A 19,943-nucleotide genomic window follows, 5' to 3' on the forward strand; every position below is an offset into this window, starting at 1 on the left:
TGTCGTCTTAGGGCGTGATCTCGCGGCGGAAGCGCAGCGGCCAATTGCGGTCCGGCGCGGCGTTCAGCACGGCGATCTCGCTTTCGATATCGGCCGCGCGAGTGCGCCAGCCGCCGTGCGTGGCCGATACGAAGATGAATTGCTTGCGCGACAGCACGGTGCGGGCAAGACGGGCCTCCGCTTCCGGCGGATAGCCCGCGTTGGCGAGCAGCCAGACGGCAAGGCGATCGGCCTCGCGCTCGGTCTTGCGCACCACCGCGACCGAATCGTTGGCTTCGAGCACGCTCTGGTGATCGAGCGCGGCGTGGGCGAGTTCGTGCGCGGCGAGCGCGGCCACCAGCGTTTCGTCGCCATGTGCATCGTCGAACAGGCCACGCCCGATGCGCACGTCGTCGCGCCCGGAACTGGCGTTGCCGCCACCATCGTCGAGCATGAAGCGCACGCGGCAGGCCGGTTCGCCATGGACGGTGACGGTTCGCCCGCCGGCCAGCGTCAGCGCCACTTCGCCCTTGTTTGCCACGGTGGTTTCGAGCGTGGTCTGCAGCGCCAGCACGCGGGCCCAGCGATCCTTGCGCGCCATCGGCACGGTGGTGACGGGCGTGCCCGCGATGGCGACGATTGTGTCGTTCGCATCGAGCCCGGCCCGTGCGGCGGGGCCACTGGCGGCGACCGCGGCGATGGCGATATCGCCGGTCAGGCCATAGGCCGCGCGCGCGCCGGCCGGGTCGTCGAACGTCTGCGCATCCTGCAAGATCAACCCGATGCCCGGCGCGGCGCGGGTGCAGAAATGCGCGTTGGCGTGCGAAAGCTTCCAGCCCACCGTCTGCACCAGCGCATCGGCGCGCTGCAGATCATCGAGCGGCTTGGCGAATGCCGGCCCGCCGGCCAGCGTCAGCGCGGCGAGCAAGGTGGCTCGCATGGCTTTGGGCGCGCGTTCAGCCCTTGCGCGCGGCATCGATCGCCTGCTGCAGCCGTTCCGGCCCGACCGCGCCGGCGATCATGTCCTTGCCGATCAGCCACGCCGGGGTGCCGTTGATGCCAAGCTGCCGGGCGAAGCCCAGATTGCGCTCAAGCTCCTGCTGCACGTCGCCTCGCGCGGCGAAGGTCTGCGCGGCGGCAAGATCCACGCCGGCGGCCCTGGCTGCGGCGGCGATGCTTTCGCTGCTCGGCCGGGCGCCTGAGAACATGGCCTGGTGGAAGGCGGCGTACTTGCCCTGCGCCGCGGCGGCGAGGCCCATGCGCGCGGCAGGTTCGCTTTCGGGCGCGATGATCGGCAGTTCGCGCACCACCACGCGCAAGTCCGGATTGGCGCGGATCAGCGCGGCGACGTCGGCCACGCTCTTGCGGCAATAGGTGCAGGCGAAATCAGTGAATTCGACCAGCGTCACCTTGCCCTGCGGATTGCCGAGCACCGCGCCGGGGAAGGGGGTTTCGAGCGCGCCGCGCATCGGCGCGATACGCGCCTGGTTCTCGCGCGCCTGCAGCCGGTCCATCGCTTCGGGCAGGATTTCCGGGTGATCGAGGATGTAGTCGTGCACGACGCTTTCCATCGCCGCGCGGTCGCCGGCGCCAAGCGCGGAGCGCCCCTGCAGCCACCAGCCGGCGCCAAGGCCGATGAGCAGCGCGGGGAGCGCGAAAAGCAGGGTCGAGCGAAGGGCGGGGGACGTCATCGCTGCCAGCGCTACTTCTTCTTGCGCTGCCGCTCAATCATCGCGCGGGCGGACATGGCAATATCCTGTGCGCGCAGCCAGTCGGGCGATCCCTTGGGCAGCCCCATCTCCGCGGCTTCGGCGCTGCGCACCGCTTCGGGCAGTTGCAGTTCCATCAGCTGCTGTTCGGCGCTGGCAAGGCGGGCGCGGGCGGTATCGCCGCGCGCTTCGTAGACGACGCCCAGTTGGTACCACGCGAAGGGATTTTCGCGATCGCGCGCGACCGCGTTGCGCAGCACCTTCTCCGCCTCGGCAAAATTGGCCTTGTCCTCGGTCGCTAGCAGGGCGTGGCCGAAGGTCGTGGCGATCAGCGGCGCATTGTCGCTGAGCTGCGTCGCGCGGCGCAGGGGATCGAGCGCATCGGCCGGCTTGCCCGATTCGAGCAGGATCTGGCCCTTGAGTTCGAGCGCATAGGGATCGTTCGGCGTCTGTTGCAGCAGCGCGTCGGTTTCAGCCAGCGCCTTGTCGAGGAACGCTTCCTTGTGGAAGGCATAGGCGCGGGCGTAGTGCGCCGGGCCATCGGTCAGGTATTCGGGATAGGCGGCAAGCGTCGAGGCCGGTTCGGCAAGGTAGCCATAGAGCTTGGCCTTGACCCTGAGGAAGCGGGCCTGCAGCGCGGCGTCCTCGGGCTTGTTCCACGCCGGGTCCTTTTCGTAGGTGTCCTGCAGCGTGGTCAGGCGGTCCGACGTCATCGGGTGGGTGCTGTAGAATTCGGCATCGGCATCGCGCTTGAAGCCGTAGCGGAATTCCTGGTTCTGCAGCTTCTTGAAGAAATCGAGCGAGCCGCGGCCGGAAATGCCCGCCTTGGACAGGTACTGCGCGCCGGCGGCGTCCGCGCTCGATTCCTGCGAGCGGCTGAAGGCGAGGTACTTGCCGAGCGCGGCCTGTTGCCCCGCCATGAAGATGCCCATGCCGGCATCGCCCGCGCCCGCCACGGCGGCTGCCGCGCCCAGCAGCAGGCTGAGCAGGGTGATGTTGGTGGCAGGCTTCACCCCGGCATCGCTGATCACGTGGCCGCCGGTGATGTGGCCCAGTTCGTGCGCGATCACGCCCTGCACTTCGCTGACATGGTCGGCCGCGCCGATCAGCCCTGAATGGATATAGACCGCCTGCCCGCCGGCGACGAAGGCGTTGATCGTGCCATCGTTGAGCAGGACGATGTCGACATTCTTGGGATCGAGCCCGGCAGCGGCGATGATCGGGGCCGACATGTCGCGAAACAGCGCTTCGGTTTCGGCATCGCGCAGCACCGATTGCGCGGCGACCGGCTGGATCGTCAGCGCGACCACCGCCAGCACGGCGGCAAGACGGGACAGGAGCGAGGGCTTCACGGCCGCCACGCTATCGACCCGCCGCCTGAACCGCAGGTGAAGCGGCAGGTGCGGTGACCTTGTCGAGAAAGGCGGTGACGGCATCGAGCGGGCGGGCATCGCGGGTGAACGGGCGGGCAAAGGCCATGATCATGCCTTCGTGGCTGACGTCCTTGAGCAGCACGGCATGGGTCGGCGCTCCCACTGCCGTCAGCGCGCGGGCGAGCGCGACCGAATTGCGCGGGCGCACCCGCGTGTCGGCGCTGCCGTGGACCAGCAGCATCGGCGGCGCATCGCCACGCACATGGGCGATGGGCTGGGTGTCTTCCGGATTGGCGGCATGGCCGAAAGCATCGATCGTGGCCGAATCGTCGAAGGGGTAGAAATCGTACGGGCCCGACAGCCCGACCACGCCGCGCAGGGCATCGGCCGAAAGCCGCTGGTGCGCCAGCCAGCGCCGGTCGAGCGCGAGCATCGCGGCGTTGTAGGCCCCGGCGGAATGGCCCATCAGCACGATTCGCGCCGGATCGCCGCCGTGGGCGCGGGCATGGTCGCTGACCCAGCGCAGCGCGGCCGCGCCATCTTCCAGCATGGCGGGGTAACGGCCGTTGGCGCCAAGGCGATATCCGGCGAGGACGACGGCATAGCCCTTGGGCGCCAGCGCGCGGGCGATGAAGCGGTAGTCGTGCGGATCGCCGGTGCGCCACGCGCCGCCCGGGATGAACACCACGATCGGCAGCGGGCCCTGCGCGGCTGTGGGCACGAACATTTCGACCTTCTGGTTGTCTTGCGCGCCATAGCGCTCTGCCGCGACCAAGCGGATGCCGCCGTCCCCGCCGCGCAGCAGCCGGTCGGCGCTGTCGAGCACCGCCACCGCGTTGGTTTCCATCGCATGGCGCAGCGCGACGAAGCCGGTGAGTGCCAGCGCCAGCAGCGCCACGGCCGTCCAGCCCAGCCACCCGATCTGGGGCCAGCCGTTCTGAAGCCAGCCGACCTGCGAAATGCCCACGCGCCGCCGTTCCTGCCTGCTGCCTGCCGCCATGATGCGGAGTTAGGCGGCGTGGACAAATTCCGCAACGCCACGGTTACCCTGTAAGAGGCCCCGGCAAGGAGCGAGGCCGCAGGTGGAGCGGGCCTCCATCAAGGCTGAGCGACGCCGCAGGGGCCTCTTACAGGGCAACCCCGAAGGGGCTGGACCAAAAAGCGCCATCGCAGCGTCGGCTCGGCTCGCAATATTCCCGATATTGCTCCGCCTCGCCTCCTCGCGCTGGCACTTTTTGCCTCCAGCCGTGGCGCTGTGGAATTTGTCCACGCCGCCTGACAGGCCATTGCCGGTTGGAACAGGCGCTTGTCCGTCCGGATCAGCCGACGAGACGGCGGGCTGCCCTTTCGAACAGGGCGTGGTCTTCGGGCACTTCGCCGACCAGCGCGATTGAGCCGTCGGGCAGGCGACGCACCATCACCAGCGCGAATTCAGCGCCGTCGCCGGGCAGATCGGCCAGCGTTTCGGTCGGTAGCGCGCGCAGTTCCTCGGCGAGCAGGGCGTGCGGATCGCGCCGGTCGCGGCCGATCTCGTCGCGCCGCAGGCGGCGTTCGAGCGCGACCACGCCCTTGAGGCCGCCGGGCGCTTCGGACAGGAACCGCCCGAGTTCGCCGCGCCCCAGGCCAAGGCGCTGGGCATGGCCGAGCGCGGTGGCATATTCGGTGATCCGCGTCTTGTCGTAATCCGCGCCGAACACGAGCTTGACCAGCGGGGTCAGCGGCGCGCGTTCCTGCATGGTCAGGCCGGCTTCTTCGACCATGCGGCGATAGTCCGCAGGGCTTGCCTGCGCGGCGAGCGCGAAGTCCCACGCGCGCCCGATCGCGGTGTAGAGCGCGTTGCGGGTGCGATCCTCGCTCGAATTGGCAAGCGTTGCCATTTCGCGAGCGACGGCGAGCCAGTCGGCGAGCGAGACAGGCGCAGGCGCGGCCGCATCGGCGCCGAATGCCGGCCCGGGAAGATCCGTGCCGGGCAGCGACAGCGCATCGGCGGGGTCTGGAAAGGCGAGAATCTCCGCGCCGAAATCGGCCAGGTCGAGCGGGCCTGCATCGATCATCCCGTTGGCCGGGGCGTCATCCATGGCATCGAGCATGGAGGGGCCATCGGCCCAGTCGGCCAGCATCTGGCTCGCCCGTTTGGGCTTAGGCTTGGGCGTGGGGTCGAGCGCCTGTCCGATTTCGAGCAGGAGTTCGTCGGTCGTGGCCTGGTCGGCCACTTCCTTCCAGTTGATCGCGCCGTAGATGTAATCGATCGAGGTGCCGTTCGAGGTGAAGGGCAGCAGGATGCCGCGATAGAGGATGGTCGAGCCGCGCTGGTTGACGAATTCGGCCTCGAACCCGATCGGGGCCTGGTTGGCGATGATCTGGAGATAGTGATCGGTAATGCGCGAGAGCAGCGACCGGCCGGGGACGTCGCTCAGCCGCTTGAGCGAGGCGTGGGTGCCGCATTCTTCGGCCAGCGCGCGCCCGAGATAGGCGATCGCCGGATCGTCCATGCCGCGATCGAAGCGCAACAGCACCGAATTGGCAGCAAAATCGGGCAGCTTGCCATCGAGCAGCGTCGCCACCGACGGATAGGGACCACTGCCCAGCAGGCTCGCCCAGAAGTTGTAGGCGCGCACCTGCATGCGGCGCTCGTCCTGCCCCACGGCAAGCGGCGGCGGCTCGATCGGGTGATCGTCGTCCGCGAGGTCTAGGTCGCTGCGGTCGCTGTCGAAGCCGCGATAGGTATCCATGCGAAGGTGTCCCTGATCCAGTCAGGCACTCTTGTGGCGCAACGTGGTAAAGGAGTGTTTAAGTTGCGCCGCGACTTCTGCTTGGACAGTCCGTTTCAGCGCGCCGCGATCGCTTCGGCCTTGGCGATCAGCTTGCTGGCGATGTCGCGGTGGAGCAGCTCGGCCATCTTGCCGTTGACGCGAAGCGCGCCTTTCCCGGCGTTTTCCGGCGCATCGAAGGCAGCGACGATGGCGCGCGCCTCGGCCAGTTCTTCTTCGGACGGAGCGAACACGGCGTTGGCGGTGTCGATCTGGCTGGGGTGGATCAGCGTCTTGCCGTCCATGCCGAAATCGCGCGCCTGGGTGCATTCGGCTTCGAGTCGCGCCGGATCGTCGATCGCGTTGCACACGCCATCGAGCAGGACGAGCCCGTTGGCGCGCGCGGCCATCACCGCCTGGCTCAGCACCGGCACGAACACCGCGCGGCCGGGCGCCTGCGCCATGCCGGTTTCCTTGGCCAGATCGTTGAGGCCGAGGACGAAGCCCGCAAGCCGGGTGGTGGCGGCGCAGGCGGCGATTCGTTCGAGCGCAAGGATCGCGCGCGGGGTTTCGATCATCACCCACAACGCGACATTGGCGCCATAGCCCGCCTGATCCATCGCCTGCGACAGCGCGGCCACGTCTTGCGCATCGTCGACCTTGGGCGCGAGCAGGGCGTCGAGCGGTGCGGCGGCGAGGGCCGTGAGGTCATCATGCCCCCACGGCGTTGCCAGCGCATTGATCCGGCCGACCATGCGGCGGTGGCCGAAGCCGCCCGTGGCCAGCTCCTCGATCAGGATGGCGCGCGCCTCTTCCTTCATCTCGGGCGCGACGGCGTCTTCCAGATCGAGCGCGACCGCATCGCAATCGAGCGCGCGCGCCTTGTCGATGGCGCGGCGGTTGCTGGCTGGCATGTAGAGCAGCGAGCGCAAGGGGCGCGCATCGGCGCTGGCGGCTTCAGTTGCTGGCGAGCTTGGCATGGCCTTGCGGTTCCTCCACCGAATCGATCCGTCCTTCTTCGCGGGTCGGCATAGGGGCGAGGATGCGCAGCGCAAGAGTCGCCGCGGTCCAGGCGGCGGCAGTGCGCAGCGCGAAGGGCTGGCCCGCCATGTCGGCCAGGCTGCCCCACAGCCACGCGCCGAAGGCCATGCCGCCGAACGTGACGGCCTGATAGATCGACAGGCAGCGGCCGAGGATCGCTTCGGGCGAGCGCAGCTGCATCGCGACGTTCAGGCTGGTCATCGCCGAGACGAAGCCCGCGCCGCCGAGGAAGGCCGATGCCATCGCGTGCGGCAGGTTCTGCGCGGCTGAAATCGACAGCAGCGCCAGGGCAAAGGCGATCGTGGCGACGGTGACGACGTTTTCGCTGCCGAATCGGCGGCGCGCCTTGCTGACCCACAGTGCGGTGACGATCGAGCCGATCCCGAACGCGCCCAGCATCAGGCCATAGTCGATCTCCGTCCCGTGCAGCATGCCGCGCACCACCGTGGGCATCAGCGCCTGGAATCCGGCAACGCCAAGGCCGAAGCACAGCCCGCGCAACAACACCTTGCGGATCGGCGCCGAGCTCCAGCAGAACACCACGCCGACGCGGATCGAGGCAAGGATCGGCTGGCGCTGCGGCGGCGGCGCGCCCGGCTTCCAGCGCATCAGCACCACGATCATGCCGATGTAGCTGATCGCGTTGAGCGCGAAGGCCAGGCTGACGCTCCAGATCGACAGCAGCATTCCGCCGAGCGCAGGCCCTACGCTGCGCGCCAGGTTGAACGAGATGGAATTGAGCGAAATCGCCTGCGGCAGATCCTCGCGCCCCACCTGCAGCCGCACCGAGGCCTGCCAGGCGGGGCCGTTGAGTGCGGTGCCCATGCCGACCATCAGCGTCAGCGCCAGCAGGACGTAGGGATTGATCCACCCCGCATACGCCAGCGCGGCGAGCACCGCCGAGACCAGCAGCATGCCCGTCTGCGCGAGCAGCATCACGCGGCGCCGGTCGAAGTTGTCGGCAATGGCACCGGCAAGCACGCCCAGCAGGAGGATAGGGATCGTGGCCGAAGCCTGGATCAGCGCGACGAGCACGTGGCTCTGCGTCAGGTCGGTCATCAGCCATGCGGCGGCGACCGACTGGATCATCGAGCCGATGTTGGAGAACAGGTTGGCCGTCCAGATCGACCGGAAGGCGGGATACTGGAACGGCGCAAGCGCACTTCCTGCGCGGCGTTCCGCTGGCGCGTTCACAGCAGGTAACGCACCTTCACCGCGGTGCGCAGCTGCGTCGTCCCCACGGTGAAGGCGGCCGCACGGAAGGTCGGCGGGCCGAAGCGCACCGGGGCATCGCGCGAAAAGCCGTAGCCTTCCTTGGGGACCATCATCATCTTGTCCATCCGTCCGTTGCCGTTTTCATCGTGGAACAGCGCGACTGCATAGCGCCCCGGCATAACGTCGTGGAAGGTCAGGGTTTCCCCATCGTGCGCAGGTACGGTCAGGTGCTGCGCGGCCGGGTCCTTCTGGCAATCGGGGAAGGTGACCGGATCGGCGGTAAGGCAGGCCTGGACGAGCCCGCGGGTCGAGCGCAGGCCGTCGACTTCGACCAGCACCGAGGTCGGCGTGGGCAGGGCCGTGCCCAGCAGCAGGGGCAGCGCTGCGCCCAGCAGCAGGACGGGCGCGAAAGGCATTCGGTTCATGGCGCGCTAAGCCCCTTGTCGGTGCCGCACAGGCGATCCCAGAAGCGGAAGTACAGCCCGTAATTGCAGCGATAGAGTTCGTGATGACGGTGATGGTGGCTCGCCGTTATCAGCCATTGTCCTGCTCTGGAATGAACGAGCCAGTGCGGAAACATCTCCCACCCCATGTGATTGGTCACGCCCATCACCGTCATCACCAGCAGCACGAGGCCAAGCATGCCGACGTGGATCGGGATCACGAAGACGAGGGCAGGGATGAGCAGGCCGACGATGGCCGCTTCGACCGGGTGGAAATTCATCGCCGCCCAGGCCGTGGGCGGGCGGCTGGCGTGGTGGATCGCATGGATGGCGCGGAACACCGCCGGGCGGTGCATCCAGCGGTGCGTCCAGTAGAACCAGCTATCGTGCAGGAACAGGTAGACCAGCAGCGACAGTGGCAGCCACCACAGCGGATAGGCGCGCGGATCGGTGTAGATCTTCGTCCAGCCGTGCTGCTGCCAGCCCCAGGCGACAACGCCTGCGGGCAGGCCATAGATCAGGCAGGAGACGAGGCTCCAGCCGATCTCGCTGCGCATCTGCTTGTCGAGGCCCCGGTAATGGCCCGGCCGCACCCGGCCGGTGATCGCCGCGAACAGGCCGCTGGTCATGACGTAGCGCACCGCGACGATCGCGGTCATCGCCAGCGCGGAGAGCACGAGGCCGGTCCATCCGGCGGCGGCAGGCATGGCGTGCGCGGGCATGCCGGCCGCTATGCCAAGGCCGTGGGGACGGGCACAAGGCCTTTCGTCCCCCCGCGATCCATCGTCAGCCCGCGATGCCCGCCGCGGCGAGCACGGCCAGCGTCAGGATGTCGGGCGCGATCGAGGTCATCGGCGCGATCTGCACGGGCTTTTCCATGCCCAGCAGCATCGGCCCGATCACCGCGTTGCCGGCAAGTTCGCGCAGCAGCTTGGCCGAGATGTTGGCCGACTGCAGCCCGGGCATGATCAGCACGTTGGCCGGCCCCGACAGGCGGCTGAACGGGTAGTTGGCCATGACCTTGGGGTTGAGCGCGGCGTCGGGCGCCATTTCGCCTTCGTATTCGAAGCCGGGGTTCTGCGCATCGAGGATGGAGACCGCGCCGCGGATGCTGTCGAGCCAGCGGCCCGAAGGGTTGCCGAAAGTGGAGAACGACAGGAACGCAACGCGCGGATCGTGGCCCATGCGCTTGGCGACCGCGGCGGTTTCGGTGGCGATATGGGCCAGGTCTTCGGCCGAGGGGCGTTCGTTGACGGTCGTGTCGGCCAGGAACACGGTGTAGTTCTTGGCCACCATCATGTGGATGCCGAACGGCAGGTGGCCCGGCTTGGGATCGAGCACCTGGCGCACTTCCTTCATCGTCTGCGAGAAGGTGCGCGTCATGCCCGAGATCATCGCATCGCCATGGCCCAGCGCGACGAGCAGCGAGGCGAAGACGTTGCGATCCTGGTTGACCATGCGCTTGACGTCACGTTCCAGGAAGCCACGGCGCTGCAGGCGCTGGTAGAGGAACTCGACCATTTCGGGCACCAGCGGCGAAACGTTCGAGTTGTGGATCTCGTAGCTTTCGGGATCGGCAACGCCCAGTTCGTTGAGCTTGTCCAGCACCGGCTGGGTGCGGCCGACCAGCACCGGCGTGCCATAGCCGAAATCACGGAACTGGATCGCGGCGCGGAGCACCACTTCGTTCTCGGCTTCGGCGAACACCACCCGCTTGGGGTTTTCGCGCACCAGCGAGTAGACGTTGGCGAGCGCGGCGGTGGTGGGGTTGAGGCGCGCCTTGAGGCCCTGGCGATAGGCGTCGAAGTCCTCGATCGGCTTCTGCGCCACGCCGGTTTCCATCGCCGCGCGGGCGACGGCGGACGACACGATCTCCATCAGGCGCGGATCGAACGGCGCGGGGATGATGTAGTCGAGCCCGAAAGTGTGGTTGCGGCCATAGGCGGCGGCCACTTCCTCGGGCACCGGCTCGCGCGCCAGTTCGGCGATCGCGGTGGCGGCGGCGATCTTCATCTCTTCGTTGATCGCGGTCGCCTGCACGTCGAGCGCGCCGCGGAAGATGAAGGGGAAGCCCAGGACGTTGTTGACCTGGTTGGGATAGTCCGAACGGCCCGTGGCGACAATCGCGTCGGGGCGCACCGCCTTGGCTTCGGGCGGGGTGATTTCGGGATCGGGGTTGGCCATCGCAAAGATGATCGGCTGCGGGGCCATCGAACGCACCATGTCCTGCGTCACCGCGCCCTTGACCGACAGGCCGAGGAAGATGTCGGCACCTTCGAGCGCTTCGGCGAGCGTGCGCTTGTCGGTGGTGACGGCATGGGCCGACTTGAACTGATCGACGTTTTCGCGGCCGCGATAGATCACGCCCTTGGTATCGCACATGATCACGTTGTCATGGCGCACGCCCATCGCCTTGATCAGCGCGGTGCAGGCGATGGCCGCGGCGCCCGCGCCATTGACCACGACCTTGACGTCCTCCAGCTTGCGGCCGGTCAGGTGGCAGGCATTGAGCAGGCCGGCGGCCGAGATGATCGCGGTGCCGTGCTGGTCATCGTGCATCACCGGAATCTTGAGGCGTTCCTTGAGCGCCTGTTCGATGATGAAGCATTCGGGCGCCTTGATGTCTTCAAGGTTGATGCCCCCGAAGCTCGGCTCCATCAGCGCCACCGCGTCGATGAACGCCTGCGGATCTTCGGTGGCGAGTTCGATGTCGATCGAATCGACGTCGGCGAAGCGCTTGAACAGCACCGCCTTGCCTTCCATCACCGGCTTGGAGGCCAGCGCGCCGAGGTTGCCCATGCCGAGGATGGCGGTGCCGTTCGAGATCACCGCGACGAGGTTGCCCTTGGCAGTGTAATCATAGGCGGTTGCCGGATCGTCGGCGATGGCCCGGACCGGAACCGCGACGCCGGGGGAATAAGCGAGGCTGAGATCGCGCTGCGTCGCCATCGGCTTGCTGGCGATGATCTCGATCTTACCGGGGCGGATCGTGTTGTGGTAGAAAAGCGCCTCGCGCTCGGTGAAGCGGACGTTGCTTTCCTCGGACATGTGTCCTCCCCTTGGTGTCTGGCGGCGTAACGCTCGCGCCCTGTCCGACCTGAACCGCTACGTCAAGGCGGCGACGTTACGCATTTATCGATAGCTGGGTTGCGGTAATTGCAACTCGAAAAATCAGAAGTCCTGCGGCTTCCAGTTGGGGATGCTCAGGCGGCGGACCTGGAACAGCAGGCTGCGCCCTTCCTGCCAGACGAGCTGGAGGCGCGGGTCGGGATTGCTGGGCAGGCCGGTGTCGATCAGCCAGACATAGTCCACACGCTCGATCGGCGCCTTGCTCAGCGCGTAATCGACCGTGCGCATCCGCCGCCCGGCGCAGCGCGGCGACCAGACGAATTCCGACGGATCTGCGGCGAAATTGCGGCCCGGGCGGAAGCGCGGGATCACCATGTGCAGGCCTGGCACCGCCCAGTTGTCGTTGACCCAGGCCTGGCGATAGAGGCTCGACAGGCTGGCGAGATGGTCGCGCCGGGTGTTGCGCCACGATTCCTCGAGGCAGGAATGTTCGACGAAGGCGAGCACGCGGCTGCCTGGCTCGACATGGTGCAGCGCGGCCAGCTGCTTGCGATAATCGTCGGCGTAGTCGGCAAAGCTTGCGCCCGTCACCACAAGGCGGACGGCCAGCAGCAGCATGCCGGCGGTGGCCACGATGCGCGCGCGCTTGTCGCCCGCCTGGCTCCAGTCCTGCAGCCCGAGCGCGAGCATGGCCGCGACCGGGAGCAGGCGCACGTCGACGAAGGCGCTGCCGTTGATGTCGCTCGGGATGGCGATGAACAGCAGGAACACCAGCAGGCCGGGCAGGCCCAGCTGCCACTTCCAGCGCGCGCCGAAGGCCCAGCCGAACGCGATCAGCACGAAGCACAGGAACGTCGTGGCGCCATCGAGCAGCAGCGACTGGTCGCGCAGCGTGAGCACGAGGTACCAAGCCTTCTGGTCCCAGCGCCAGCGGTTGAGACTGCGCACCGGCTCGGGCGACAGGTACTTCCACAGCACGATGGTGATGACCGTGGCGAGCAGCGGCCAGCACAGGATCCACAGGCGCAGGGCGATCGCCTTCCAGTCCAGCTCTTTTGCAAGCTGGCGCGCGTTGGCGGGCTTCCACCAGCCGGCGGGCAGGCGGTCGATCTCTCGCCCGAAGGCATTGGCGGCGACCAGCAGCGCCAGCAGCATGCCGCCGATCGCGTGGCACAGCATCGCCACCGGCTGCGCCACGATCAGCAAAATCGCGCGGTTGCGCGGCTGCTTTTCGAGCCACACCGCAGCGGCAAAGGCGCTCAAGGAAAGGCCGGTGGCCAGGATGTAATTGAGGAAGCCCGTCAGCAGCGGGAAGCTGAACACGAACATCAGCGCCCAGGCCGCGCCATGCCCGCCCTTGGGGTTGAGCATGCGGATCGTGGCGAGCCCGCCGCCCGCGAACAGGCCGGTTGCCAGCACCGTGCTCCACCAGCCGGCGGCCAGAATGCCGAACTGCGCGCCCAGCACCTTCATCAGCACGCCGCCGCCGATGTTGAGCGTGAACACCCACTTCCAGCTGAAGTACTTTTCCAGCGGGCTGTTGGGGCCGGCAGCCTCGATCGCGGCGGCGCCCATGTGGCCGGGCACGTCGATCAGCGGCGGCACTTCGACCAGCGCGAAGGGCAGGCAGATCGCGAGCACGAGCAACACGATTCCCGGACCACTGAGCCAGGGCAGGGTGCCGGCGCGGTCCCACAGGGCACGTATCACCGACGAGAAGGTTTTGTCGCGGACTTGCATCAACGCTTGCGCGGGCCTCTGTGCGCTGGCCGGAACTTGTCGATATCCGGCGTCGGTGGTTTGAGAAACGGGCGCGTCTGGTCTAGCCACCAGCGTCGTGACCCCTCATGCCCCAACTCCGATGATGGCGCAATATCTTGCGCTTAAAGAGCAGGCTGCCGACTGCCTGCTGTTCTACCGCATGGGCGACTTCTTCGAGCTGTTCTTCGACGATGCGAAGACCGCCGCGCAGGTGCTCGACATCGCGCTGACCAGCCGGGGCGAACACGGCGGCGCGCCGATCCCGATGTGCGGCGTGCCGGTCCATTCGGCCGAGGGCTACCTCGCGCGGCTGATCAAGGCCGGATGCCGCGTCGCCATTGCCGAACAGACCGAAAGCCCCGAGGAAGCCAAGAAGCGCGGCGGATCGAAGGCGCTGGTCGCGCGCGACATCGTCCGCTTCGTCACCGCCGGCACGCTGACCGAAGAAGCGCTGCTCGAACCGCGCCGCGCCAACGTGCTCGCCGCGATCTGTCCGGTGCGCGATGGCATCGGCATTGCCGCCTGCGATATCTCGACCGGGCGCATGGAGCTGGAAGAGTGCGCGCCCGAAGCGATGGGTGCCGCGCTGGCCCGCCTTGGCGCCAGCGAAGTAGTGGCGCCCGAAGACTGGGCAGACGCGCCGTTCGAGATGGTGCCGCGCCCGGCCCGCAGCTTCGATTCCGCGCGCGGTGAAAGCCGGCTGAAAGACCTGCACGCCGTCGCCACGCTCGATGGCTTCGGACGCTTCACCCGCGCCATGCTGGCCGCGGCCTGTGGTCTCGTCGACTATCTCGACCATGCGGGGCGGGGCAAGCTGCCGTTCCTGCTGCCGCCGGTGGTGCGCGAGGCGGGCGGCCACATGGCGATGGACGAGGCGACGCGGGCGAGCCTCGAAATTCTGTCGAGCACCACCGGCGGGCGGCGCGGCAGTCTGGTCGAGGCGATCGACCGCTGCGTTACCGGGGCGGGCGCGCGCCTGCTGGCCGAGGACCTTTCAGCGCCGCTGACCGATCCTGCGGCGATTCGCGAACGGCTCGAACTGGTCAGCTGGTTCCACGACGATCCGCTGCTGCGCGGCGACGTGCGCGCGATACTGCGCGCGGCGCCCGATGTTGGCCGCGCGCTCGGCCGTGTGGTGGCGGGGCGCGGAAGCCCGCGTGATCTCGGCCAGTTGCGCGATGGCCTGTCCGAAGCGCTGCGCCTGCGCGACCTGCTGTTCGCCCGCGCCGATCGCCCCGTACTGGCCGATGGGCTGCTGCCATCGCTGGGTGGCCACGGCGCGCTGGTCGATCTGTTCGCTCGCGCGCTCGTTCCCGCGCCGCCGACCGAGCGGGGGCAGGGCGGCTTCATCGCCGAAGGATATGACGCCGCACTGGACGAACTGCGCCGCTCGGCGGGTAATTCGCGCCGCGCGATCGCCGCGCTGGAGGCGAAGTACCGCGACGAAACCGGCGTCGCGGCGCTCAAGATCCGGCATAACGGCGTGCTTGGCTATTTCATCGAAGTGCCGGCCAGGCACGCCGACCGGCTGATGCAGCCCGATTCGGGCTTCACCCACCGCCAGACGATGGCGGGGGCCGTGCGCTTCAACGCGCTCGCCCTGCACGAGGAAGCAAGCCGCATCGCCGAATCGGGCGGCCACGCGCTCGCCGCCGAGGAGGCGCATTTCGAGGATCTGGTGGGCCAAGCCGTCGCCCGGCGCGAAGCGATTGCGGCGACCGCTGCGGCGCTTGCCCGGCTCGACGTTGCCGCAGGGCAGGCGGAACGCGCGGCCGAAGGGGGCTGGAGCCTGCCCCGGGTGGTCGATGAACCCTGCCTCGATATCGTCGGCGGGCGGCACCCGGTGGTGGAAGCCGCGCTGGCCGCCAAGGGCGAGCGTTTCGTGGCCAACGACTGTGCGTTGTCCAGCCATGACCGGCTGTGGCTGATCGGCGGGCCCAACATGGGCGGCAAGTCCACCTTCCTGCGCCAGAACGCGCTGATCGTGCTGCTGGCGCAGGCGGGCGGCTTCGTCCCGGCGACGAGCGCGACGGTGGGCCTGGTCGACCGCCTGTTCAGCCGGGTCGGCGCGGCGGACAACCTCGCGCGCGGGCGCTCGACCTTCATGGTCGAGATGGTCGAGACGGCGGCGATTCTGGCGCAGGCGACCGAGCGCAGCTTCGTGATTCTCGATGAAGTGGGGCGCGGCACGTCGACCTACGACGGCCTCGCGCTCGCCTGGGCCGTGGCCGAGGCGGTGCACGAGGTGAACCGCAGCCGCTGCCTGTTCGCCACGCACTACCACGAACTCGCGCGGCTCGCAGAAACCTGCCCGGCGCTGTCGCTCCACCACGTGCGGGCGCGCGAATGGAAGGGCGATCTGGTCCTGCTGCACGAACTGGCGGAAGGGCCTGCCGACAAGAGCTACGGCCTTGCCGTGGCGCGGCTGGCCGGGGTGCCCGCGCCCGTGGTCAAGCGGGCCAAGGCAGTGCTCGACAAGCTGGAGAAAGGGCGTGCGGCGACCGGCGGGCTGGCCGCAGGGCTGGGTGAGCTGCCCCTGTTCGCCGCCGCGATCGAGGCGGCCGAGGAAAAGGTCGATGCCCTGCGGGAGAAGCTCGACGCGGTCGACATCGATTCGCTTTCCCCGCGCGCGGCGCTCGAGCTGCTGTACGAACTGAAGCGGGACATCTGACCGTGCGTGCGCTGCGCCTGATCCTGCTGGCCCTGTTTGCGGCCCTTGCGGTTCCGGCCAGCGCGGCGCCCCCTGCCACGAACGGCGTGCTGGTCGACCAGGAACTCTATCGCGCCGTCACCGAACGGGTGCGCCACGGCGAGCGCTTCTATCCCGCCACGATCACCGAACAGCGTGCGCGCAGCTACCCGGTGCGTCCGGCGCTGGCGGTGCGGCCGCCGACGCTGGCCTATGCGCTCGCGCTGCTGCCTTCGACGCCGGCCCGCACCGGGGCGCTCGTGCTGCTGCTGTTTGCGACGCTCGTCGTCCTGCGCCGCACCCTGGCCGATCGACCGGCGCCCGATGCGCTGGCGACAATCGCGCTGACGCTGACCGGGCTGTTCGGTGCCTTCTTCCCTGGTGCCGCCTATCTCCACGAACAATGGAGCGTGTTGCTGCTGTTGCTGTCGCTGTGCGCGTCGCGAAAGCCTGCGCTGATGGTCGGCCTCGCCTTCCTCGCGGTGCTGATCCGCGAAACTGCGCTCGCCTGGCTTGCGGCGATGGTGCTGGTGGCGCTGTGGCGGCGCGACTGGCGGCTGGCCGGCCTTGCCAGCGGCGCGATCGCGGCAGCGGGCGGGCTTTGGCTGGTCCATGCCCACTTCGCCGCCGCGCAGGTGACCGCCGCCGACGTCGCCTCCCCCGGCTGGGTCCGGTTCCAGGGGCTGACGCTGGTGATCGACGCGCTGCGCCGCAACCTTGCGCTCTATCCGCTTCCCGGCTGGCTGCTGCTCGGCGTGGTGGCCGCCTCGCTGCTGGCCATGCTGCGCTGGGGAGAAACGCGCGAGCGCATCGCCGCTGTCGGCAGCGCCGGCTTCATCGCTGCGCTGACCGTCTTCGGGCGCGAGGACAACGGCTACTGGGGCTTCATGATCGCTCCGTTCGTGCTGTGGGGCGTGCCGCTGATGGTGCGCTCGGCCGCGGCCCGGCTGCCGATGCCGACGCCGGATCGCGCCTGACGCCCTTTTTGGGCCGCGGTTGACGGGACAGGCGATGTGACCGACACTCGCGTGCGATTTCGGGGGGAATCGCCATGCACACCGCTATCCTGCCTCGCCGTGCCCTTCGGGCCGAGCGCGACTACTTTCTGGCTTTCGTTATCCTGGGGGTGATCGGCGTCCTGCTCGGATTTGCGCCGCCAAGCTGGCTGCGTTTCCAAGGCCAAGCCGATTATCCCGCACCGCTCGCGCTGCAGATCCACGCCGGGCTGTTCCTCGGCTGGGTCGCGCTTATCACCACGCAGGTGCTGTTCGTGCGGCAAGGCCAGATCGGGCTGCACCGGCGGTTGGGCGCGTTCGGCGCGGCATTGATCCCGGCTATGGCGATCAGCAGCGTCTTTGCCGAAACCTATAGCGAGAAGTTCGCCGCCATCCACGCACCCGGCCAACAGCGGTTCCTGATCATACCGATCTTCTCGCTGGGTCTGTTCCTCGTCTTCACGATCGCCGGCCTTGTCCTGCGACGTGACGCCGAACTGCACCGCCGTCTGATCTTTCTCGGCACCGCCCTTTTGTTCGGCGCGGCATGGTCGCGAGTGACCGGTCCCTTGCTCAAGCCGTACATGGCGTATCACGGCATGGGGTTCTTCATCCGCCGCTTCCTGATGACCGATGTCCTGCTGGTACTGCTGGCGGTCATGGACTGGCGCGTGAAGGGCAGGCTCCAGCCGGTGACCGCCATCGGCATCACGGTGATCGTTGCGGCCGAGATCGTCATCACGCCGCTTTACTTCACCGACTGGTGGCTTGGCGTTACCGACACCATCCTCGCCGCATTCCCGGGGCCTTGAGACTGGCTAGACGCTGAGGAATATCCCGGCGAGCGCGGCGCTCATCAGGTTGGACAGCGCGCCCGCGATCAGCGCGCGCATGCCGAGGCGGGCGATCACCGGGCGCTGGTTCGGCGCAAGGCCGCCGGTCACCGCCATCTGGATCGCGATCGAGCTGAAGTTGGCAAAGCCGCACAGCGCGAACGTGACGATGGCGACGGTATGCGGCGACAGCCCTTGCGCGTTGCCGAGATCGATGAAGGCGACGAATTCGTTGAGCACCAGCTTGCTGCCGAACAGGCCGCCGGCCTGCATCGCTTGCGACCAGTCGGGCGCGCCGAGCAGCAGGAACACCGGCGCGAAGACATAGCCGAGCACCTGCTGGAACGAGAGTTCCGGATGACCGAACCAGCCGCCGATCCAGCCGAACATGCCGTTGGCAAGCGCGACCAGCGCGACGAAGGCGAGCACCATCGCGCCCACCGCCACGGCCAGCCGCACGCCGGTCTGCGCGCCTTGGCTCGCGGCCATGATGATGTTGGCGGGGCGCTCTTCCTCGGGCTCGACCGCGCCGGGAAGGGCTTGCGGGGCGATCGGGTGGGGATCGGGCAGGTTGCCATCGGCGATGGCGGCGGGGGCGGGCGGTTCGTCGGGCATGACGATCTTGGCCATCAGCACGCCGCCCGGCGCGGACATGAAGGCCGCCGCGACGAGGTAGTCGATGCGGATGCCCATCGCGGCATAGGCGGCAAGGATCGTTCCGGCGACACCCGCCATGCCCACCGTCATCACGCAGAACAGCTGCGAAGGGGCGAGTCCTGCCAGATAGGGCCGGATCACCAGCGGCGCCTCGCTCTGCCCGACGAAGATGTTCGAGGCCGCGCACAGCGCTTCAACCTTGCTGATCCCGGTGATCTTCTCCAGCGCGCCGCCGATCCAGCGGATCACCAGCTGCATCACGCCGATGTAGTAGAGGATCGAGATCAGCGCCGCGAAGAACACGATCGTCGGCAGTGCCGAGATGGCGAAGCTGTGACCGCCGATTTCGGGCGCGGCGAGCGGGCCGAACAGGAACTGCACCCCGGCGCGGGCGAAGCCGAGCAGGCTTTCGACGCCATGCGCCGCACCCTGCAACGCGGCATTGCCCGGCGGGAAATAGAGCACCAGCGCGGCAAGCCCTGCCTGCAGGGCAAAGGCGGGCGCCACCACCCGCAGCCGGATGGCGCGGCGGTTGGAGGACAGGACAACGGCGATGAGCAGGATGAGGACCATCCCGGCGAGGCTGAGGATCACGCGCATCGGCGGGACGGAAGCTCCGAAGCAAAAAGGGAAACTGGTTTCACCCGGTCCTAAACGGGATTTGGCAGAGGGTCAAAACATGGGTATCGGGCAGCGATGAAGGACAACGTTTCAGGCCTCGCTGCCGCTTCGCCCGCTGTTGCTTCGGGCGTGCCCCGCTCGCTTTTCGCGTTCGCGCTGCTGTACGGCGGGCTCGTCGTGCTGGCGGGCGTGCTCGGCACCAAGATCGCCTCGCTCGGCCACTGGCCGCTGCTGGGAGACCTCGCGGTTGAATCGGGTATCTTCGCGTTCCTGCTGCTCGTTGTGCTGGCGAGCGCGGTTGCCGAACTGTTCGGACAGGATACCGCCAACCGGCTGGTGCGCTTCGGCTTCGTGCCGCTGATCCTGTCGATGTGCCTGCTGACGTTCGTCATCCGCGTCGTTCCGCCGGCGCCGTTCTGGAGCGATCAGGACGCGTTTGCCCGGCTGCTCGGGCAGGGCGCGCGGATGCAGTTTGCGGGCCTCATCTCCTATGGCACGTCGCAGACGCTCAACGTCTATGTCTTTTCCCGGCTGGCCGGCGGGCAGGGGAACCTGCTGATGGTGCGCGCCTGGATCGCCAGCATGTTGAGCCAGGTCGTCGACACGCTGATCTTCATCACCATCTCGTTCTGGGGCGTGGCCGATGCCTCGGGCCAGCCGCTGCCGCTGGGGGCGATGATGGAGGGGCAGATCATTGCCAAGCTGGTGCTTTCCACGGTGATGGTGCCACCGCTGATCTGGCTGTTCGTCCGCCTTGCCCGACGGCTCGATCGCGCATCCTGAATCACGATTCCGCTTTGATTTCGCC

16 protein-coding genes are annotated in these 19,943 nt (G+C 68.1%); 4 read left to right on the forward strand and 12 right to left on the reverse strand.

Annotation, left to right across the window (positions count from 1 at the left end):
• Positions 1-7 precede the first annotated feature (7 nt).
• The 11 genes from AACH40_RS00110 to AACH40_RS00160 all read right to left on the reverse strand — a co-directional run bounded on the left by AACH40_RS00110 (position 8) and on the right by AACH40_RS00160 (position 13,289).
• Entirely contained in the window at positions 8-919 is a 912-nt protein-coding gene (locus AACH40_RS00110) for a PDZ domain-containing protein (RefSeq protein ID WP_338643709.1), read from the reverse strand.
• A 16-nt stretch (positions 920-935) separates the two neighbouring features.
• Positions 936-1,670 (reverse strand): DsbA family protein, encoded by a 735-nt coding sequence (locus AACH40_RS00115; RefSeq protein ID WP_169494530.1) that lies wholly within the window; start codon positions 1,668-1,670, stop codon positions 936-938.
• Between the two features lie 11 nt (positions 1,671-1,681).
• Positions 1,682-3,040, reverse strand: a complete 1,359-nt coding sequence (locus AACH40_RS00120) for a M48 family metalloprotease (protein ID WP_338643710.1) — start codon at positions 3,038-3,040, stop codon at positions 1,682-1,684.
• A 10-nt stretch (positions 3,041-3,050) separates the two neighbouring features.
• Positions 3,051-4,028: an alpha/beta hydrolase gene (locus AACH40_RS00125; protein WP_338643711.1), complete on the reverse strand. Its 978-nt coding sequence runs from the start codon at positions 4,026-4,028 to the stop codon at positions 3,051-3,053.
• Positions 4,029-4,380: 352 nt separating this feature from the next.
• On the reverse strand, positions 4,381-5,793 hold the full coding sequence (locus AACH40_RS00130; protein WP_338643712.1) for a hypothetical protein: 1,413 nt from the start codon (positions 5,791-5,793) through the stop codon (positions 4,381-4,383).
• Between the two features lie 95 nt (positions 5,794-5,888).
• Entirely contained in the window at positions 5,889-6,791 is a 903-nt protein-coding gene (locus AACH40_RS00135; RefSeq protein ID WP_338643713.1) for a CoA ester lyase, read from the reverse strand.
• Positions 6,769-8,046, reverse strand: coding sequence for an MFS transporter (locus tag AACH40_RS00140; RefSeq protein ID WP_338643714.1), 1,278 nt, complete (start codon positions 8,044-8,046; stop codon positions 6,769-6,771). Before AACH40_RS00140 ends, AACH40_RS00135 begins: the two co-directional genes overlap by 23 nt.
• Positions 8,043-8,492: a DUF2141 domain-containing protein gene (locus tag AACH40_RS00145; RefSeq protein ID WP_338643716.1), complete on the reverse strand. Its 450-nt coding sequence runs from the start codon at positions 8,490-8,492 to the stop codon at positions 8,043-8,045. The genes AACH40_RS00140 and AACH40_RS00145 overlap by 4 nt, the downstream gene beginning before the upstream one ends.
• A complete protein-coding gene (locus AACH40_RS00150; RefSeq protein ID WP_338643717.1) occupies positions 8,489-9,232 on the reverse strand; it encodes a sterol desaturase family protein in 744 nt (247 codons plus the stop codon). The genes AACH40_RS00145 and AACH40_RS00150 overlap by 4 nt, the downstream gene beginning before the upstream one ends.
• Positions 9,233-9,296: 64 nt before the next feature.
• A complete protein-coding gene (locus tag AACH40_RS00155; RefSeq protein WP_169494537.1) occupies positions 9,297-11,558 on the reverse strand; it encodes an NADP-dependent malic enzyme in 2,262 nt (753 codons plus the stop codon).
• Between the two features lie 123 nt (positions 11,559-11,681).
• A complete protein-coding gene (locus AACH40_RS00160; protein ID WP_338643718.1) occupies positions 11,682-13,289 on the reverse strand; it encodes a hypothetical protein in 1,608 nt (535 codons plus the stop codon).
• 151 nt (positions 13,290-13,440) lie between these two features.
• Between AACH40_RS00160 and mutS the strand changes: the two genes are divergently transcribed.
• From mutS to AACH40_RS00175, 3 genes are all read left to right on the forward strand, one after another.
• Complete coding sequence (gene mutS, locus AACH40_RS00165) at positions 13,441-16,011, forward strand: DNA mismatch repair protein MutS (RefSeq protein WP_338643719.1); 2,571 nt, start codon at positions 13,441-13,443, stop codon at positions 16,009-16,011.
• Positions 16,012-16,013: 2 nt separating this feature from the next.
• Positions 16,014-17,006, forward strand: coding sequence for a hypothetical protein (locus AACH40_RS00170; RefSeq protein ID WP_338643720.1), 993 nt, complete (start codon positions 16,014-16,016; stop codon positions 17,004-17,006).
• Between the two features lie 74 nt (positions 17,007-17,080).
• Positions 17,081-17,836, forward strand: coding sequence for a hypothetical protein (locus AACH40_RS00175; protein ID WP_338643721.1), 756 nt, complete (start codon positions 17,081-17,083; stop codon positions 17,834-17,836).
• A 6-nt stretch (positions 17,837-17,842) separates the two neighbouring features.
• On the opposite strand, the gene AACH40_RS00180 is transcribed toward AACH40_RS00175, so the two are convergent.
• Positions 17,843-19,114 carry a NupC/NupG family nucleoside CNT transporter gene (locus AACH40_RS00180; RefSeq protein ID WP_338643722.1) on the reverse strand — a complete coding sequence of 424 codons (1,272 nt, stop codon included), beginning with the start codon at positions 19,112-19,114 and terminating at the stop codon, positions 17,843-17,845.
• 96 nt (positions 19,115-19,210) lie between these two features.
• Here AACH40_RS00180 and AACH40_RS00185 point away from each other — a divergent pair, with 96 nt between their 5' ends.
• Positions 19,211-19,918 (forward strand): queuosine precursor transporter, encoded by a 708-nt coding sequence (locus AACH40_RS00185; protein ID WP_169494544.1) that lies wholly within the window; start codon positions 19,211-19,213, stop codon positions 19,916-19,918.
• The last annotated feature ends 25 nt before the right edge of the window (positions 19,919-19,943 follow it).

The organism is Novosphingobium olei (assembly GCF_037076535.1).
In the GTDB taxonomy this organism is placed as follows: domain Bacteria; phylum Pseudomonadota; class Alphaproteobacteria; order Sphingomonadales; family Sphingomonadaceae; genus Novosphingobium; species Novosphingobium olei.

Coding starts and splice junctions, on each gene's coding strand:
- AACH40_RS00110 (WP_338643709.1), bottom strand. CDS start 919: ATGCGAGCCACCTTGCTCGCCGCGCTGACGCTGGCCGGCGGGCCGGCA.
- AACH40_RS00115 (WP_169494530.1), bottom strand. CDS start 1,670: ATGACGTCCCCCGCCCTTCGCTCGACCCTGCTTTTCGCGCTCCCCGCG.
- AACH40_RS00130 (WP_338643712.1), bottom strand. CDS start 5,793: ATGGATACCTATCGCGGCTTCGACAGCGACCGCAGCGACCTAGACCTC.
- AACH40_RS00135 (WP_338643713.1), bottom strand. CDS start 6,791: ATGCCAAGCTCGCCAGCAACTGAAGCCGCCAGCGCCGATGCGCGCCCC.
- AACH40_RS00145 (WP_338643716.1), bottom strand. CDS start 8,492: ATGAACCGAATGCCTTTCGCGCCCGTCCTGCTGCTGGGCGCAGCGCTG.
- AACH40_RS00150 (WP_338643717.1), bottom strand. CDS start 9,232: ATGCCCGCGCACGCCATGCCTGCCGCCGCCGGATGGACCGGCCTCGTG.
- AACH40_RS00155 (WP_169494537.1), bottom strand. CDS start 11,558: ATGTCCGAGGAAAGCAACGTCCGCTTCACCGAGCGCGAGGCGCTTTTC.
- mutS (WP_338643719.1), top strand. CDS start 13,441: ATGATGGCGCAATATCTTGCGCTTAAAGAGCAGGCTGCCGACTGCCTG.
- AACH40_RS00175 (WP_338643721.1), top strand. CDS start 17,081: ATGCACACCGCTATCCTGCCTCGCCGTGCCCTTCGGGCCGAGCGCGAC.
- AACH40_RS00180 (WP_338643722.1), bottom strand. CDS start 19,114: ATGCGCGTGATCCTCAGCCTCGCCGGGATGGTCCTCATCCTGCTCATC.
- AACH40_RS00185 (WP_169494544.1), top strand. CDS start 19,211: ATGAAGGACAACGTTTCAGGCCTCGCTGCCGCTTCGCCCGCTGTTGCT.